This is a genomic window from Bacillus sp. LL01 (assembly GCF_001037965.1).
Genome location: NZ_LFEL01000002.1, coordinates 97,033 through 114,120 on the forward strand (window position 1 = coordinate 97,033; position 17,088 = coordinate 114,120).

At 42.0% G+C, this 17,088-nt stretch carries 18 protein-coding genes; 4 read left to right on the top strand and 14 right to left on the bottom strand.

The window, feature by feature from the left end; genetic code table 11:
- Positions 1-46 precede the first annotated feature (46 nt).
- From AB685_RS07015 to AB685_RS07030, 4 genes are all read right to left on the bottom strand, one after another.
- Complete coding sequence (locus tag AB685_RS07015) at positions 47-721, bottom strand: hypothetical protein (protein ID WP_047969883.1); 675 nt, start codon at positions 719-721, stop codon at positions 47-49.
- A 126-nt stretch (positions 722-847) separates the two neighbouring features.
- On the bottom strand, positions 848-1,210 hold the full coding sequence (locus tag AB685_RS07020) for an iron-sulfur cluster assembly accessory protein (RefSeq protein ID WP_047969884.1): 363 nt from the start codon (positions 1,208-1,210) through the stop codon (positions 848-850).
- A gap of 114 nt (positions 1,211-1,324) precedes the next feature.
- Positions 1,325-2,179, bottom strand: a complete 855-nt coding sequence (dapF, locus tag AB685_RS07025; RefSeq protein ID WP_047969885.1) for a diaminopimelate epimerase — start codon at positions 2,177-2,179, stop codon at positions 1,325-1,327.
- Between the two features lie 248 nt (positions 2,180-2,427).
- Positions 2,428-3,663, bottom strand: coding sequence for a NupC/NupG family nucleoside CNT transporter (locus tag AB685_RS07030; RefSeq protein ID WP_047969886.1), 1,236 nt, complete (start codon positions 3,661-3,663; stop codon positions 2,428-2,430).
- Between the two features lie 300 nt (positions 3,664-3,963).
- Here AB685_RS07030 and AB685_RS07035 point away from each other — a divergent pair, with 300 nt between their 5' ends.
- A complete protein-coding gene (locus AB685_RS07035) occupies positions 3,964-4,656 on the top strand; it encodes a DUF2225 domain-containing protein (protein ID WP_047969887.1) in 693 nt (230 codons plus the stop codon).
- 67 nt (positions 4,657-4,723) lie between these two features.
- Here the strand turns inward: AB685_RS07035 and AB685_RS07040 are convergent, their stop codons facing one another.
- On the bottom strand, positions 4,724-4,960 hold the full coding sequence (locus tag AB685_RS07040) for a YuzB family protein (protein WP_047969888.1): 237 nt from the start codon (positions 4,958-4,960) through the stop codon (positions 4,724-4,726).
- A gap of 360 nt (positions 4,961-5,320) precedes the next feature.
- Between AB685_RS07040 and AB685_RS07045 the strand changes: the two genes are divergently transcribed.
- A complete protein-coding gene (locus AB685_RS07045; RefSeq protein WP_047969889.1) occupies positions 5,321-6,388 on the top strand; it encodes an NAD(P)/FAD-dependent oxidoreductase in 1,068 nt (355 codons plus the stop codon).
- 39 nt (positions 6,389-6,427) lie between these two features.
- On the opposite strand, the gene AB685_RS07050 is transcribed toward AB685_RS07045, so the two are convergent.
- A complete protein-coding gene (locus tag AB685_RS07050; protein ID WP_047969890.1) occupies positions 6,428-6,754 on the bottom strand; it encodes a YuzD family protein in 327 nt (108 codons plus the stop codon).
- Between the two features lie 356 nt (positions 6,755-7,110).
- On the opposite strand from AB685_RS07050, the gene AB685_RS07055 reads away from it, so the two are divergent.
- Entirely contained in the window at positions 7,111-7,347 is a 237-nt protein-coding gene (locus tag AB685_RS07055; protein WP_047969891.1) for a NifU family protein, read from the top strand.
- Positions 7,348-7,433: 86 nt separating this feature from the next.
- On the opposite strand, the gene thrB is transcribed toward AB685_RS07055, so the two are convergent.
- The 5 genes from thrB to yutH all read right to left on the bottom strand — a co-directional run bounded on the left by thrB (position 7,434) and on the right by yutH (position 13,084).
- Positions 7,434-8,354 carry a homoserine kinase gene (gene thrB / locus AB685_RS07060; RefSeq protein ID WP_047969892.1) on the bottom strand — a complete coding sequence of 307 codons (921 nt, stop codon included), beginning with the start codon at positions 8,352-8,354 and terminating at the stop codon, positions 7,434-7,436.
- Positions 8,351-9,409 (bottom strand): threonine synthase, encoded by a 1,059-nt coding sequence (gene thrC / locus AB685_RS07065; RefSeq protein WP_047969893.1) that lies wholly within the window; start codon positions 9,407-9,409, stop codon positions 8,351-8,353. The genes thrB and thrC overlap by 4 nt, the downstream gene beginning before the upstream one ends.
- Entirely contained in the window at positions 9,406-10,704 is a 1,299-nt protein-coding gene (locus AB685_RS07070) for a homoserine dehydrogenase (protein WP_047969894.1), read from the bottom strand. The genes thrC and AB685_RS07070 overlap by 4 nt, the downstream gene beginning before the upstream one ends.
- Positions 10,705-11,012: 308 nt before the next feature.
- Complete coding sequence (locus tag AB685_RS07075; RefSeq protein WP_047969895.1) at positions 11,013-11,975, bottom strand: D-glycerate dehydrogenase; 963 nt, start codon at positions 11,973-11,975, stop codon at positions 11,013-11,015.
- Positions 11,976-12,076: 101 nt separating this feature from the next.
- On the bottom strand, positions 12,077-13,084 hold the full coding sequence (yutH, locus tag AB685_RS07080; protein ID WP_047969896.1) for a spore coat putative kinase YutH: 1,008 nt from the start codon (positions 13,082-13,084) through the stop codon (positions 12,077-12,079).
- A 229-nt stretch (positions 13,085-13,313) separates the two neighbouring features.
- On the opposite strand from yutH, the gene AB685_RS07085 reads away from it, so the two are divergent.
- The gene (locus AB685_RS07085; RefSeq protein ID WP_198530471.1) at positions 13,314-13,814 is read left to right on the top strand and encodes a phosphatidylglycerophosphatase A; all 501 of its coding nucleotides are present in this window, start codon (positions 13,314-13,316) and stop codon (positions 13,812-13,814) included.
- A 289-nt stretch (positions 13,815-14,103) separates the two neighbouring features.
- Here AB685_RS07085 and AB685_RS07090 read toward each other — a convergent pair whose 3' ends face one another.
- From AB685_RS07090 to AB685_RS07100, 3 genes are all read right to left on the bottom strand, one after another.
- Positions 14,104-14,874: a TIGR01457 family HAD-type hydrolase gene (locus AB685_RS07090; RefSeq protein ID WP_047969897.1), complete on the bottom strand. Its 771-nt coding sequence runs from the start codon at positions 14,872-14,874 to the stop codon at positions 14,104-14,106.
- 246 nt (positions 14,875-15,120) lie between these two features.
- A complete protein-coding gene (locus AB685_RS07095; RefSeq protein WP_047969898.1) occupies positions 15,121-15,558 on the bottom strand; it encodes a DUF86 domain-containing protein in 438 nt (145 codons plus the stop codon).
- A 34-nt stretch (positions 15,559-15,592) separates the two neighbouring features.
- Positions 15,593-16,906, bottom strand: a complete 1,314-nt coding sequence (locus AB685_RS07100; protein ID WP_047969899.1) for an EAL domain-containing protein — start codon at positions 16,904-16,906, stop codon at positions 15,593-15,595.
- Between the last annotated feature and the right edge of the window lie 182 nt (positions 16,907-17,088).

The window sequence follows — 17,088 nt, forward strand, 5'->3', positions numbered from 1 at the left end:
GCACCCTTCCAATTAAAAAGGTGCTTTTTTTTAGTTTCTATACTACTTACCACCAGACGATGACTCTTCCGTTATCAAGTGAGATTACATAACCTATATAGTCACCAAGATCTACTCGCACTTCTTGGCCAGTTTCCACTACCTTATTAATACCGTCCACTATTCCAGGATACTCTTCCCAATACTCTGTGGAAAAATAATCAATCAATACATCAGCATAAATTAGCTCTGCCACTGCGGCCCCTGTACTCATAGAAAGTAGAATGCCTTCTGTCTCATGGTATATCATAAACCCGTCAGAATTAGGAATTCCATAGAGATTGGCACCATACTTTTCTGCAATAGCTATATCGCTTGTAAATCTATCGTCATCTATTTTATGGTAGGTATAGTCTCCTATAGTGACCTTTTCTGGCTGTTGTTCAACCTCATCCTCTTTACGATCAACTGTTTCAGGTTCAAGGGGCGTTTCGGGCACTTCAGTTGGGTTTACTACTGTTTCTGTTTTAACATTAACTTCCGTCACTTCTACTACTTCATTGCTATCTATGTGAAATGTGTTTGTTGGGATTGCCATGCGAACATATTGATAGGAAGGTTTTTGTGAATGAAATCGGTATGACTCACTTGCCTGAGTTTCGACTCCTTGACAGAAAGATCCAATACTTGCAAATCCTAGTGCAGACAATAGAACAATCGCCATGCTCCTTTTCCCTTTCACTTTGACCACTCCTTCTTTTTCACCTAACTATATAGACGCAAGAGAGAGGGTAATGGTTTCATATTTTTGGAAATTATGTTAAATAAAAAACTTGGATAGCTGTTCAGCTATCCAAGTTTTTCTAATTTAGCATTCTTCCGGTGTTCCTGTTTGCGTTGCTGTACGGAACGAAGAACCACAACCGCAATTTGCGATGGCATTCGGATTATCGATGGTGAATCCGCCGCCCATCATGGACTGCTTGAAATCAATTTTTACATCTTGGAGAATTGGCTTGCTTTCTGCATCAATTAGAATCTTGATTCCATGCTGTTCCAATTCTATGTCCTTTTCACCCTTCTCTTCTTCAAAGCCCATACCATAAGAAAGACCGCTGCATCCTCCGCCTTTTACACCTACACGCAAAAAGACGGATTCATCTCCATGTTCCTTCATCATATCTTTTATCTGAAAAGCTGCTGCTTCGGTAATTGTAATTACATCACTCATCTATTACACCTCCCAATGTATTTCCAGTTCACTTAACTTCATTATATCGTGAATCGGCTGCCTACTCAATCTTACTGCTTCTATAGTATATGCAAGAGGAACAAGCTGGTGTGATTAATAGTAGAAAGTTCCTGTACAAATAACTTCAGCTGGCCCACGCATTTTCACAGAACCGTTCTTTTCCCATGTGATAAACAGGTCGCCGCCTGCCAGGTGTACCACCGTCTCCTTCGCCCGCGTCGTTTTTTCATTAAGAACGGATGCGACCACGGCAGCACAAGCTCCTGTCCCACACGCTTGCGTAATGCCTGAACCTCTTTCCCACACACGGAAATGAAGCTCCTCTTCGGATACTACTTCGACGAATTCCACATTTACACCCTCAGGGAAACGAGCGTCCTTTTCGACTATGGGCCCAAGCGTAGTTAAGGGGGCCTCTTTAATATCGTCCACATAAAAGATGACGTGCGGATTGCCCATGGACACGGTAGTAATTTCGTGTGTTTCACCATTTACAGTAAACGGTGCGGCAACCAACGCTTCTTTTCCCTCCACAAGAATCGGAATCTCTTCCGTGGAAAGCCTAGGTTCACCCATATCCACCGTAACCGTCTTGACAGCCCCTTCGACCACATCCAGTTGTGCCTCGACCTGTCCGGACAGGGTTTCTATTTTAAATGTTTCTGCTTGGACAAGTCCGTGCTCATAGGCATACTTTGCTACACAACGAAGGCCATTTCCGCAGTTCTTTCCTTCCGATCCATCATTATTGAAGATCCTCATCTTAACAGGGGCCACTTCCGAAGGACAGATTAAAATCATCCCATCAGAGCCTATTCCCGTATAAACATTAGAGACCTTTATGGCGAGCTCTGATAACTCCGATTCTTTTAAATCTTCCTCGAACATATTCACATAAATATAGTTGTTCCCAAGTCCGTGCATCTTGGTGAATTGAAAGGAGCGCATGTCTGATTATTCCTCCAGAAAATAATTAGTTTCTTCAAGTATAAATACATAAAAGAATGAACACAATAGAAATATCCCCCGTTTTATATGAAAAACCCATGTATCAATTGTTTCCTTGAAACAAGATAACATGGGCTTTTCTTAGTTCTATAAATATTCTCCTGAAACAGGGAGTTAAAAGAGTGTACAACAATATTTTAATTAAAAAATCCACCAGCCATTAATGACGGGTGGATTTCCTATATTTTTTAGAACAAGAACATACCAGCAATTGCAGCACTCAACAAGTTGGAAAGTGTACCTGCAATAATCGCACGAAAACCTAATCTTGCAATATCAGGACGACGGTTAGGAGCTAAGTTCCCCAGACCACCCAATAGGATTGCTAAAGAAGAAAGGTTTGCGAATCCACAAAGTGCGAAAGAAATGACCGCAATGGATTTATCACTGAACATATCAATCTGTGCAGAGAAAGTGGAGTAAGCAACGAACTCGTTCAATACAAGTTTTTGACCGATCAGGTTACCAGCCGCTACTGCTTCACTCCAAGGGATACCGATTACAAACGCCAATGGCGCGAATAAATAACCAAGAACAAAGTCCAATGAGAAGTTATCGGCACCGAACCAGCCACCGACTCCACCTAAAATACCGTTAATTAGCGCAATCAATGCGATAAATGCCAGTAGCATCGCACCAACATTAAGTGCCAGTTTCAAGCCATCAGATGCCCCGCGTGCTGCAGCATCGATTACATTTGTCGCTCTTTCATCTTCAGACTCTCCAATTTGTGCATTGGAATCCGTTATTGGCTCTTCCGTTTCAGGAATAAGCATTTTTGCCATAATCAGACCACCAGGAGCCGCCATGAAGCTTGCTGCCAATAGGTACTCAAGTGGAATACCAAGTGCAGCATAGCCGAACAATACGGAACCTGCTACAGATGCAAGTCCACCAGTCATCACTGCGAACAATTCAGACTTGGTCATACCTGCAATATAAGGACGAATGACTAAAGGTGCTTCTGTTTGTCCAACGAAAATGTTAGCTGAAGCTGATAGGGATTCTGTTCTGCTTGTCCCTAAAAGTTTTGCAAGTCCCCCACCAAGGAAGCGGATAACGATTTGCATTATTCCAAGATAATAAAGTACAGAAATTAATGCAGAGAAGAAAATAATGATCGTCAATACGTGGAACGCGAACACAAATCCAGTTGCTTCTGAACCGGGGTTACCCAGAACAGGTCCAAAAAGGAAACCGATTCCTTCATTGGCATAATTAATAATATTTTGAACCAGTTCAGTCAGCTTAAGAAACACGCTTCTCCCGAATTCCCATTTCAATACGATAAATGCGAAAAGTAACTGAATAGCCAATCCGCCAACAATTGTACGGATTTTAATCTTTCTTTTGTTTTCTGAAAGTAGGAATGCGATTACGAAAATCACTGCAATTCCCATTAAACCCCAAAGGATATTATTCATAATATTCACCTCTATTAGAAATTTCTGCAAGTTGTTTGTCGTCAGACATCTAACTATTACAATAACACTTTACTACGAAATGAAAGCGTTTGAAAGAACTTTTTTTTGTAAATATGTTACAGTAGTTGCGAAACCGTTCTCATATCAAGGTCCTCTAAAATAAATTACCCAACTTTTACAAAATAATGTATAGACCAGAAAAAAATCCACCACTTCAGATAGGTATATAGTTTCATAAAAGTTGTTATCCGAGCGATTTTATGGTACTTTTGTATTAAATTGTCGAGAAAGGGTGTTTTGATGGAACAATATTATCGACGCGATATTTCTTGTGAAAATTGCAAGCATGCATATAGTACATTAAAAATAAAATCCCGTTTTATCCGCCCTTTAACACATGATACGGATTTCTGTTCCACTTACCATTCCGAGGAGTCAAACCCTCTCCTCTATTATGTTTCCGTTTGTCCACAATGTGGATATGCTGTCACGGATGAATTCAGTCCAGAATTCACAGCCGAATCACTTCAGGCAATCCGAACAAAAATACAGAAACACTGGCAATACAAGGATTACGGGCAGATCAGGTCTGTCAAAACCGCCATCAATGCTTATAAGCTTGGGATCTATTCAGGAATAATTAAAAAAGAAGCCGCTATCGTCATGGCAGGCCTTTACCTACGACTTGCCTGGATCTATCGTACAATCGAAAAGAACACCACACAGGAACAGCGTTTTCTCAAACTGGCAGTAGAACAATTTGAACTCTCCTATTCCACAGGAGATTTTGAAGAAAAAGATATGTCCGAAATTAAGCTCCTCTATTTAATTGGAGACCTTCACAGCAGACTTAACCATAACAGACAGACAATCCAATATTTCCAGTTGGTCATCCAACATCAAGATAAAGAAAAAGAAAAGCGGCTTGTTGAAAAAGCAAGGGACCGCTGGTATGAAATTCGGGCTGCCTCCAAGCTGCAGGCAACGAGTTAGTACATTTTCAATATAAGAAGAGCATGGAACCAAATTTTCGGTTCCATGCTCTTTGTTTTCCTCTTATTTAGAACATCGGATTTTCTTCTAAATATATATATATGTTGTCTACCAGTTGTTCTGGAGTTTCACCTGAGACTACATCACCGTTTACGAGAGCAAAAAGCGTGTCGAAGCATTTACCACAATAACCAAGACAGCCATATTCAACTATATCTAGGTTAGGATCTTTTTCCAACACTTCTCTCGCCTTTTGTGAACCACTGGCTAAATTACTGATACAGAATTCGATGATTGGCTTCAATGTTTTCACCCCTCTATTGCCCTTTCATGCTACCTTTTTTTCCTTAAAACGTCAATTGTGAAGATTCTCCTAAAGAAGCTCGAAAAAACGATGTGGTTTCCTCGCGAATGCTTAACTAATTTATGAAAGAATGTTGTTATTTTGTCATAATTTCGATATACTTTTAATGTTATTTTATTTAATCGTGATATACTCTTTGACGAATGAAAGCGCAATTTTATCATAATATGTACTTTACTTCACATAAAAATTAATGAGATTACTAGATTTCTTCTATTATAATCCAAATCACCTTCTAACAAGGTGGTCGTTTACTATATTCTTGAGACTTTACTAGCTTAAAAAGGGGTTTTAGCTGCTATGAAAAAACTTGTTGTGCTTGGCGCAGGCTATGGCGGGATGCGCATCCTACACCGTCTGCTACCTAATCAATTACCATCAGATACTGAAATTGTGTTAGTGGATAGGGCTCCCTATCATAGTTTGAAAACGGAATTCTATGCGCTTGCTGCGGGAACGATTTCAGACCATCATGTTCGTGTCACTTTTCCGGAACATGAAAGACTTTCCGTTAAATACGGAGAGGTTACAAAAGTGGACATGGAAGAAAAGATTGTACACTTCGAAGATCAAAGCACGCTTTCTTTTGATGATCTGATCATTGGTCTTGGCTGTGAGGACAAGTATCATGATATTCCTGGCGCAGAGGATTATACCTATAGTATTCAAACCATTAATAAATCCAGAAAAGCTTATCAGGCGCTAGGAGATTTGCCGGCTAACAAAGTGGTGGCTATTGTAGGCGGCGGGTTAAGCGGCGTGGAGATTGCAAGTGAACTTCGTGAAAGCAGACCCGATTTGACTATCAAATTATTCGATCGTGGAAAAATCATTCTATCAAGCTTCCCTGAAAGACTTAGTAAGTATGTTCAAAACTGGTTCGAAACGCATGGTGTGGAAGTAGTGAATGGCTCTAACATTACCCGTGTGGAGGAGAACACCCTTTATAACCATGACGAACCGCTACATTGTGATGTAATCGTCTGGACTGCCGGTATTCAGCCAAATAAAGTAGTTAGAGATCTTAATGTAGAGAAGGATGGACAAGGACGGGTGGTGCTGACCAAGCAACATAACATTCCTGGACATGAGAACGTCTATGTTGTCGGGGACTGTGCAAGCCTTCCACATGCGCCAAGTGCACAATTGGCGGAAGGCCAAGCAGAACAGATTGTCCAAGTACTATTGAAACGCTGGAATGGAGAAACTCCACCAGAGGAATTCCCGGCGATCAAGCTAAAAGGTGTACTGGGCTCCCTTGGAAAAAAACACGGTTTCGGACTTGTCAACGAACGTCCACTGACTGGCCGCGTTGCAAGACTGTTGAAATCCGGTATCCTATGGATGTACAAATATCATAACGGTTAATAGATATCCCCAAAAGTCCATCGACTTCTGGGGATTATTTTATGACGCGACATACCCATGCTTCTCCATCTCGGAGTAAATTGTTTTTAACTTAGGATTTCCTTCCCCCACTATCTCACCTTCAATGACCACTACAGGATAGAACATATCCTCTTCTACGACTCTTGTCGCGAATTCTTTCTTATCCTCGTCACATTCTTCGGTTTTAAAAATATCTATATAAGAGATAGAAAAAGCTTGATCAGGAAATTTTCTTGCCACTGCAGCCTCCAGCCATTCGTATGTTTCCTTTGATGATGGCAGATTTACACAGCTAGGACAAAGCACTTCTGCACCATATACACAAATTTCTACCGTTTTCTTCATAAGCCGTCATCCTCAACATTTACAGCATTTTCTTTTATTCTACCGTAAATCGCTTACTTTTTCATGAAATTAATTTCGATTTCCTAGGCTCTTTTCTCAAGGATTGTTGCTATCTTCTAGTAAAGAGTCGGCAATTGGATTTTTTACCGATTAGGTAATCTTAATTATGCAAGCAGTTCCGATGCATAGCTAGGAAAAAAGCACGACAGCAAGGAAGAAAACGGTTGGTTTACACATACGAAAAAGCAACAGATTTTACGAAAACAGCCTTTTCCTAAAAAGACCCAGTGCTAGGCAATAGATTTTTTCTGGTGTTTTCTTTATAATAGAATTATGTAAGGAAAGGAGCGATAACTATGGCTAACCCGGAAATCAATGCGCAAGTTCAGGAAGTACTAGATAAATTACGTCCATTTCTTCTTCGTGACGGAGGGGACTGTGAATTAGTAGATGTGGAAGATGGCATCGTAAAGCTGCGTCTTTTAGGAGCATGCGGTTCTTGCCCAAGTTCCACCATCACTTTAAAAGCTGGTATTGAGCGTGCATTACTTGAAGAAGTACCAGGCATCATCGAAGTAGAGCAAGTATTCTAATACTGTTACGAAAATAAACCGGCAAGCTGCCACTCAAGGTGAGCTTCCCGGTTTTTTATTTTCTCTTGGAAAGTAATTTTCGTACGCTAGATTGATGACACCCTGCATAAATGATTCGAATGCACCTCGCTACCCACTTTACTTACTTGCAGCAGTTCCACTTTATGCTGTGGAAATTCGGAAGCCAGTGTGCTAACAACCTTTCTCCCTTTTCCTTTTTCGCAAAAACAGATGACAGTAGGTCCTGCACCGCTGATTGTAATACCAAACGCACCAGCTCCACTAGCGCTTTCTTTCAATTTATTAAACCCAGGAAACAACTTCTGGCGATATGGTTCGTGGAAAATATCGCTCTCCATCATCTTACCGACGAGATCCCACTTCTTCAACATAAGTGCCCCTAGCATGACATTGGCATGACTGCTGCCTGCCACCGCTTCACCAAAAGCAAGTCTGTCCGGCAATAAGCCTCTTGATTCCTTTGTTTTTGCTTCAAATTCAGGAATGACCGCTACCATCTCCAGCTCTTCTACAGGTAGCTTTACGTATTCCCATTTTTCATTCTGATAAGTAGATACAACAAGGCCTCCATAAAGGGAAGCCGCAACATTATCTGCATGTCCTTCAAACTTTGCTGCAAGTTGCAGTTTTTCATCCGGACATAGATTTTTGTTGCAGAGAATGTTCATGATTTCAATGGCACCAACAATTGCTGCCGCGCTGCTGCCCAGACCTCTTGCCAACGGAATGTCACTCATGGTCAGGACGTGTACCGGAGGAGCTTCCATCCCCCACAGCTTTTGCAACTCCTTACAGACGGTCAAAAGAATATTTTCCTCTTTTTTGATGGAAAGTGGTGGGACACTTGTAAACTTCCATTCCTCTGCATGGTTTACAAAAAGTGTGACATATTTATTAACTGCCATGCCAATTGAATCAAAACCAGGTCCTAAGTTGGCAGAGCTTCCAGGGACTTTTATGACAAATCCGTCTCTGTACTCTTTCATACGGAGACACCTTCAAACGATTTTACCAGTTGTGAATAGTCGTTTGGGATCTGCTGCACTTTTACATTGGCGTGATTAGTGGCTGTGACAGGGTCCTTAAGTCCGTTTCCTGTCAGGACACAAACCACCTGTTTCCCTTTTGAAAGCTCGCCAGTCTTAAGCTGTTTGATGACACCCGCCACAGACGCACTTGATGCAGGTTCAGCAAACACGCCTTCGGTTTGGGCCAAGAGTTTATAGGCGTACAGAATTTCTTCGTCAGTTACAAAATCAATCTTCCCATTGGAATCGTTTGCTGCCTGAACGGCATAATTCCAGCTCGCTGGATTTCCGATACGGATGGCCGTTGCGATAGTCTCTGGATTTGAAATAACTCGGTTCTCCACGATGGCCGCTGCTCCTTCCGCCTCAAACCCTCGCATTTCCGGCAAGCCTGATGCACGGACACGGTGATATTCCTGAAACCCTCTCCAGTACGCTGTGATATTCCCTGCGTTGCCGACAGGGAGTGCAAGGACATCCGGTGCTTTTCCAAGCTGATCGCACACTTCAAATGCGGCTGTTTTTTGCCCCTCAATACGATATGGATTCAGCGAATTCACTAGTGTAATAGGAAGCTCATCCGATAATCTACGAACCATCTGTAGCGCCTCATCAAAATTTCCGTCCAAAGAATAAATTTCCGCTCCGTACATGACTGCCTGTGCGAGCTTACCTGAGGCGATTTTCCCGTCCGGAATGACCACGATACATTTCATTCCCGCTTTTGCCGCATAAGCCGCTGCCGAGGCAGAAGTGTTACCTGTCGAAGCACAAACAACCGTCGTACTTCCTTCTTCTTTCGCCTTTGCGACAGCAAGTGCCATCCCTCTGTCCTTAAAGGAGCCGGTCGGATTGGCTCCTTCCACTTTCACATGCAGCTCAATATCCAATTTTTCTGAAAGTTTTTCCAGAAAAAGAAGGGGGGTGTTCCCTTCCTGGAGTGAGACATTCGGAGTATGAGCGCTTACCGGTAGATAGTTGCTGTATTCTTCTACTAATCCTCTCCACATCATACCGCCACTTCTCCTTCCACCCGGTAGCTGCTTTTGATTTCTTTCACATATTTCATATCCGCTAGTTCTTCTAAAAGGTTCTCGTATCGCTGAAGGGACGCATAATGTGTGACGAAGACTACTTCCGCTAAAGCTTCTTCCTTTAATGGTAGCTGCAAGATCTTTTCGAAGCTAACTCCTTTTTGTGAAAATAGATTTGTAATATGGGAGAGAACCCCTACTTCATCTTGGACGTGTACGCGGAGGAAATGCTTCGCCTGTACTTCGTCTTTTTCCTTTAAGGTCTTCTGGAATTGAGGGGATACCATGCTTTTTCCATTTACACCAAGTCGCATATTCTTCATCACTCCCACAAGGTCGGATACAACGGCTGTTGCTGTTGGTAGGCTTCCTGCACCAGGGCCATAGAACATCGTTTCCCCGACCGCTTCCCCGTACACATACACGGCATTGTATTCATTCTGGACACTTGCCAATGGGTGGTCGTGCGGGAGAAGTGTCGGTTGTACGCTGACCTCGACTTTTTCTTTTTCACGGTGGGCAATGCCAATCAGCTTCATTGTATAGCCAAGCTTTTTGCTGTAGTTCAAATCCTCTTCCGTAACTGCACTGATTCCTTTCACCTGGACATCCTTTAGTTCAATATTCATCGAGAATCCTAGTGTGGAGAGGATGGCCATTTTTCTAGCTGCATCGATTCCTTCCACGTCCGCTGTCGGATCCGATTCGGCAAATCCAAGCTCCTGTGCCTCTTTTAATACTTCTTCATAGGAGGAACCTTCGTTGTTCATCTTAGTAAGGATGAAGTTTGTCGTGCCGTTCACAATCCCCATCATTTTGGTGATTCTATCAGATGCCAACCCATCAACCAAGCTTCTTAAGATCGGAATTCCACCTGCAACACTTGCTTCGTAAAATAGGTCGCAGTTGTTCTCCGTGGCAGCAGCAAGCAGTTCTGATCCATACACGGCCATAAGGTCTTTATTGGCAGTGACAACATGCTTCTTGTTATGGAGAGCCCTTAGAATATGATGACGAGTCTCTTCCACCCCGCCCATCACTTCAATGACCACATCAATCTCCGGATCATCCAATATTTCCTCTGCATGTAACGTCAATAGCTCAGGATTCAAATCCACCGGACGCTCCTTATGCAAATCCTTCACTAGCGCCTTCTTCACCCTAACTGGACACCCCACCTGATGCATCAACTTATCCTGATGATTCTCCACAATCTTCACAACCCCACAACCAACCGTACCTAAACCCAACAAACCAACTGAAATTGCCTTCACTACGCTTCACTCCCCTAAAAGGGGTCTGACCCTCATTGCTCTAAAGCCTTAAAGGGGGTCTGACCCCTCTTCTCTTTTTGTCTTTTCTGTGTGTACATTTGTTTTTATATAATGGACATTATAGGGTGATTTTGAATGCTTGACAAGGGGTTATTTTTGCTTTTTATGCGTGTAAGCGTTTTACTTGTTGGGGGAGTAAGAGGAAAAAATTCTATGTGAAAGCTGAGAATCCGAGTTCTCATGTATAAAATAAGGACCCGGTTCTTATCACACCTTCCTTGGTGTAACAGAACCGGGTCCCCATTGATTTAGACTTTTGTTTTTGGCTTTTCGCCTTCTAGCACCGCCATAATATTATCTCGGCATAGATTCATCATCGTTGTTCTTGTTTCCACACTTGCACTGCCGATGTGAGGAATGGCTACCACTTGCGGCAATTGCAGCAGAGGGTGATCTTCACCTATTGGTTCCTGATAAAACACATCCAGCCCAGCTCCTGCTATCTCATTCTGTTGCAATGCCTCAATCAATGCTTCCTCATCAACCACCTGTCCTCTGCCGACATTAATAAAGAAAGCGGTATTTTTCATGTGTTTAAATGCATCCTTATCAAACAGGTGTTGTGTTGATTCTGTTAATGGTGTCAAACACACCACATAATCGGACTGCTCGAGTAATTGGTCAAAGGTTCGATAAGAAGCACCTACTTCTTGTTCCGCTTCCAGATGACGGTTTCTATTGTGATAAAGCACTTCCATTCCAAAGCCAATTGCACGCTTAGCTACTGCCTGCCCAATCTTGCCCATTCCCACAATCCCAATAGTCTTGTGGTGCACATCTGCACCTGCAAGTAAGAAAGGACTCCAGCTCTGCCACTGCCCTTCTTTTACATACTCCTGGGCTTCTGTTATCCGCCTTGCCGTAGCAAGCAATAAAGCAAAGGTAAGATCAGCAGTTGTTTCCGTTAGCACATCTGGCGTGTTGCATATCAAAATCCCCTTATTAGATGCTGCTTCTACATCAATATTGTCATAGCCGACAGCAAGATTTGCCACCACCTTTAGGTTTTGCGATTGCGCTAATAACTCTTTATCCACTTTATCAGAAAGCATTGTCAGCAGTGCATCTGCCTTTTGTGCTTCCCTTAAAAGCACTTCACGGGGTACCGCTTCGCTTTCACTGTTCCACATTTGCACATCGGCCATTTCCTTTAATGGAGATAAAACCTCTTCTGGTAGTTTTCTTGTAATAAACACATAAGGCCTCGTCATTTTCTACTCTCCCTGCTTCATGTTGTCTTGGTCTATTGCTTCGAATACTCTAATTTTATCACTTAAGGCTTTTCCGATACATATCTATATAGGGAAAACTTTCACTTCTTCACCCAGTCCAGTACTGGAATGCCATAGGTTTTTGCAGGTACACCTGCCAGGTCATAGAAGTTCCCCAAGAACTGTTCATAATAGGTTGATGATTGCAGGACACTTTTCATCCTGTCTTCGTGCCATTTCTTATCTGCCACAGGACCGCTCGTATAATAATCCTCTACACATTCTAAATAGTGGATAGGAAATACGAGGCGTGCATATAGAAGTCTCCAGGAGAAACTGGAGAGTGGTGTGACCTTTTCATAATCCTGCAGGAAGGTCTGTATTTTCATTTGGTTTATATCTTTTCCTTTGCGGCATTCAGAGCGAATCCATTCGGATATGTCTCTGCTCGCATGATCAAATAACCAGTCTGTCGGTAGCTTCATCCACTGTGCTTGTTGCCAGGTGAGATCTGTGAAGCGATGATGACAAAGTGTTGCCGCATCATTCATCATCGGACTGTCATCGAGCTCTGAATCCACAAGATATTGAATGGCATTCTCTGTTAAACCTAAATAGTATGGAAAAGATTCAACAAATTGGGTGTCAAACACATCTACAGGGTTGCTTCTGACCTTTTCCCTGAAAAAGCTTTCCATCTGATCGACCCTTTTCACCCATAAGCTTTTCCACTGTCCAATGCGATTGATGGCTTCCACTTTTGCAGGAAAACTTCTTGCCTGGTAATGAAAAGTGGCCAATTCTTTTCCGACGACCAATTTTCGAGAACTGTAATCATAGGGCATTCTGAAAAGGGCCACCTTCCTCCCTTCTATTTCGGTCGTATAGGTATCATTTTTGTTTTTCACAAAAGAACTAACATATATATCTTGGTGTGTGCGTATCATATAGTCACTTATCTTTTGAAGCTCATCAATTTCCTCCTCCTCCAAGTGACCAACAGGTACCACGATGTACAACACGCGATTAGCCCAAAAGGCATCAAACTGTCGTACCCTTTGTTTTCTTTCCACCCTTAACTCATATTGTTCATAGATAATCTGCTTCAACACTGCTCCCTCCTTCTCCCTAGTACCAACTATATGAAGAAAACAGAGAAAACTTGTTTCCGAAAACAGGTTTTTCCAAAGAACGGCTATTTTTTCTACCAAAAAAGGGAATAAGGGTAAAGAGAGAAACAACAATTTTTTTTGATGAGGGGTCTGACCCTCACTGCTCTAATGCGTTAAAGAGGAGGCTAACCCTCCTCAACTATATTATAAAAGATGGGTGAGCCGTATGAAGAATTTCGAGAGTATGGATGAAGTAGAGAGAAAAGCGAGAGCTTTGTTGGAGGAACGCGGGGTGACGATGGATGATATTGCGGAGTTGGTTTATTTTCTACAGTCCAAGTATCATACTGCGCTTGAGCGTTCAGAATGTCTGGAAAATGTGGATCGCGTCCTTTCCAAACGCGAGGTTCAGAATACTGTTCTTACAGCAATTGAATTGGACGTTTTAGCCGAGCAAGGAAAAATCCAGGAGCCACTTCTGCGGATATTGCGTGATGATGAAGGATTGTATGGAGTGGATGAGGTTTTGGCATTATCTATTGTTAACGTTTATGGCTCCATCGGATTCACCAATTACGGGTATATCGACAAATTGAAGCCAGGGATACTTGAGACTCTGAATGACAAAAGCTCCGGGAAGGTCCATACATTCCTCGATGATATTGTTGGCGCAATAGCCGCTGCAGCATCTAGCCGATTGGCACATAGAGCAGCCAATACAGAATGATAAAAATACAAGGCTCTTTTCTAAAGGCTCTTTTCTCAAAGATTGTTGCTATTCGATTGTAAAAAGTCGGCATTTGGACTTTTTACCGTGTATCTACTTTCAAAAAATCATGCAGTCTCTCCGAATAACCAAGAAAAGAGCACGACAGTAACAATTATTACGATTGTTATAAAAATACGAAATAGCAACAAAGTTTACGAAAACAGCCAAATACAAAAAACAGGCAGGAGCTATTACTTCAATAGCAACCTGCCTGTTTTTTATTGAACGATAATCCATCAAGATAACTTTATACTTTCCCAATCCATTCAGACAGCGACTCCGCTGTGTAGGTCGGCTGCTCTTCATACGTTTCCAGATGGGCTCTTGTTGTCACACCTGTATGCACAAGGAGCGTATCCATTCCAGCATTCATTCCCGCCTTGATGTCTGTATGATAATTATCCCCCACCATCAACGTGTCTTCACGGGGTACACCCAACACCTTCAATGCCTGCTCCATGATTACCTTTTCCGGCTTCCCGATAAAGGTTGGCTGCGTTTCTGTTGAAACCGTCAGAACCGAAGTTAAAGAACCGTTCCCCGGTAACAGTCCACGTTCAGTCGGAATGGCAATATCTCCGTTGGTAGAAATAAATCGCGCACCATTACGAATATTAATTGCGCCAAGTGCAAGCTTTTCATAACTAATCGAGCGATCAATTCCGCTTACCACTACGTCCGCTCCTTCTTCCACCAGTTCAAACCCCTTCTCCATCAGGGCCGTTCTGATTCCTTCTTCACCAATCACGTAAATCTTTGCCTCAGGTTTATAATCATAAATATAATTTGCAGTAGCATTACTTGTCGTAAACACCTGCTCATCCAATGTAGGGATACCGAAATCCCTTAATTTTTGCGCAACTTGCTGTGGTGTGCGGGAGGAATTATTCGTTACGAATAGGTAAGGTATCTTTCTATCAAATAATGCCTTAACAAAATGACTTGCCTCTTCAATCTTCTCTTTTCCACGGTACATCGTTCCATCCAAATCAATCAAATATCCTTGGTACTTTTTCATCTATTTTCACACTCCACTACTGTATCCAATTTATCATTTCATTAGTTTAAGTCTTTTCCAACCAGTTCATGTTAGCACAATTTACTAGCTCTTTAAAAGCAAAAGAACCCCGTTAAACACCGCTGGTGATTTCCGCGACAGGCTTCGCTTTCCACTACAATCACCAGCTAGAATTACCAGAAAACAATTGCGTTCATAACAGTTCCCAAGCAAAAGAACGCTCCCCCTAAAGAAAGCGTTCCCAAATCAGTTCCTGAATGCAGAAACCGGCCCCAACTCATTTTCCAAATATCTGCGGACTGCCCCACAGAAATCCACTACTGTCCCCTTCACTTCATCCAGACATCCTTCCACCTCGGAGTGGTCAATCAATAGATACTCCTGCACAAGTGTTTTTCGAAGACGAACAAGCAGTTTAAGATGTTGTGCCAAGTCAGTGGTCACTACTTTTTCATCCTCAAGAATATCAATAATGTCCTCGTAGCTGCCTGGATCGCGCATGATAAAGCCATCAATCATCGCATTCCCCACATCCAGAATTCCCTCTATTACCGATACCGTTATCCGCTCAAGGGCTTTCTTTTCAATGGAGGAAGTCCATGTTTCATGCTGTTGATAAACTGAGATATTTTCTTCAATATAAAGTAAAGTCTGCTCTATTTTTTCTCGATCCACAAAGTACATATTACTATCTCCTTTGTTTACATTCTTGGTGTTATTAAGTGATTGGTTGTAGCTGTTTGGGCCTGGCGTAAAAATAACCCTGGGCCATGTCCACTTTGTGCTTTGATAGGACTTGTACTTCCTCTTGGCGTTCTATGCCCTCCGCCACTACTAGTGATCCTGTTTCATGTGCTATCAATAATAAACCTTGGAGCATTCTTTCTTTCACCTGATTTTTATCGATGTCTTGAATAACAGATCGATCTATTTTTATAATGTCGGGCATGATTCTGTTGATGGTATGGAAGCTCGCATAACCGGCTCCCGTATCGTCTACGGCAATTTGAAAGCCAAGCTCCCTTAGTGCTTGAATATTCCGTTCAAAGTTCTTCAGCCCATCCGTTGAGTCCTGTTCTGTCACTTCGATGGCAATATTTCTCGGAATGATTTCCGGATACTTCTTCAGCAAGGTCAAAACTTTCTCTATCAACTCCACCTCATTCAAAGTTGTTGGGGTAAAATTGATAAAAATTGCTTCCTTCATTTTGCATTGATAAATCAGCTGAAAAGCTTTTTCTAGTATAAGCATCTCCAACGAAAACAATCGGTTGGTCTGCTTGGCAATGGAAAACAACTGTAGGGGATTTTCCATCAAAGAGCTTTTCGGCCCGCGTGTAAGCAACTCCCACGCCTTTATTCCCCCTTTGGAGACATCCATGATAGGCTGTGCGAGAAGCGTAATATCTTTAAAAGCAATGATTTGGTTCATTTGATATTTCAATTGTTGATATTGCAGCTTATCCTGTTTCTCCGCCATCGCCATTGCCTGTACATGTGCTTTAAGCATACATTCGGACAAAGTATATTGGGCGGACTCCAGAAAGACATAGCCATATTGAATATTCAGGTTTTGATGATCTAATTGTTTGTACTTGCGACTTTCAATTGCCTGCTTTACTTTTGAAAGTTTATCTTCGAGTTCCGTCGTACTATGAGACCTTTCATCCACTTTCAACAACAAAGAGATCCCATCGCTATATTGCTCATGCAAACAGACAACTTCCTCATCTGTAAATGTTTTCCCTATGACTTTTCTAAGCTGTAATTTTATCACTTCTCGACATGATAAATATCTACGTCTGCCTATTTTCGTAATGATATTTTCCAAATCAGGAAAATAAAAGGAGATAACCGTCACTTGGAATCCTTTTTTTAACGTGTGAGTCACACGCTGTTCAATCGGGTTTCTTAAAATATATATGGGCGGATAATAGCGTAAATAATAAGATGGAAGCAGTAATTTCACTAGATGTGAGCCATTCTCTTTATAGTATTTCTTTATGTGATTCCAGCTTCGCCTGCGCCCCATGAAATGGCTCCCTTCTCTCTAGACAAAAAACAACAAGATGTATTTCCTTTATTTTATCACAAAAAATAAGAAAATTGTCCCATTTATTGCACTGTGGAGTTTTGTATTAGAAAACATCTGCTAACAAGAACTCTGCTGTATTTGTTATACTAGGAAAAGATGCATTGAGGAGGTAGTCCATG

What these genes read in the sequence shown, in the direction of transcription:
- AB685_RS07090 (WP_047969897.1), bottom strand. Translation starts at nt 14,874, where the DNA reads ATGAAAAAGTACCAAGGATATTTGATTGATTTGGATGGAACGATGTAC.
- AB685_RS07100 (WP_047969899.1), bottom strand. Translation starts at nt 16,906, where the DNA reads ATGGGGCGCAGGCGAAGCTGGAATCACATAAAGAAATACTATAAAGAG.
- AB685_RS07085 (WP_198530471.1), top strand. Translation starts at nt 13,314, where the DNA reads ATGAAGAATTTCGAGAGTATGGATGAAGTAGAGAGAAAAGCGAGAGCT.
- AB685_RS07075 (WP_047969895.1), bottom strand. Translation starts at nt 11,975, where the DNA reads ATGACGAGGCCTTATGTGTTTATTACAAGAAAACTACCAGAAGAGGTT.
- AB685_RS07035 (WP_047969887.1), top strand. Translation starts at nt 3,964, where the DNA reads ATGGAACAATATTATCGACGCGATATTTCTTGTGAAAATTGCAAGCAT.
- AB685_RS07045 (WP_047969889.1), top strand. Translation starts at nt 5,321, where the DNA reads ATGAAAAAACTTGTTGTGCTTGGCGCAGGCTATGGCGGGATGCGCATC.
- AB685_RS07050 (WP_047969890.1), bottom strand. Translation starts at nt 6,754, where the DNA reads ATGAAGAAAACGGTAGAAATTTGTGTATATGGTGCAGAAGTGCTTTGT.
- AB685_RS07095 (WP_047969898.1), bottom strand. Translation starts at nt 15,558, where the DNA reads ATGTACTTTGTGGATCGAGAAAAAATAGAGCAGACTTTACTTTATATT.
- thrB (WP_047969892.1), bottom strand. Translation starts at nt 8,354, where the DNA reads ATGAAAGAGTACAGAGACGGATTTGTCATAAAAGTCCCTGGAAGCTCT.
- thrC (WP_047969893.1), bottom strand. Translation starts at nt 9,409, where the DNA reads ATGATGTGGAGAGGATTAGTAGAAGAATACAGCAACTATCTACCGGTA.
- AB685_RS07020 (WP_047969884.1), bottom strand. Translation starts at nt 1,210, where the DNA reads ATGAGTGATGTAATTACAATTACCGAAGCAGCAGCTTTTCAGATAAAA.
- AB685_RS07030 (WP_047969886.1), bottom strand. Translation starts at nt 3,663, where the DNA reads ATGAATAATATCCTTTGGGGTTTAATGGGAATTGCAGTGATTTTCGTA.
- dapF (WP_047969885.1), bottom strand. Translation starts at nt 2,179, where the DNA reads ATGCGCTCCTTTCAATTCACCAAGATGCACGGACTTGGGAACAACTAT.
- AB685_RS07055 (WP_047969891.1), top strand. Translation starts at nt 7,111, where the DNA reads ATGGCTAACCCGGAAATCAATGCGCAAGTTCAGGAAGTACTAGATAAA.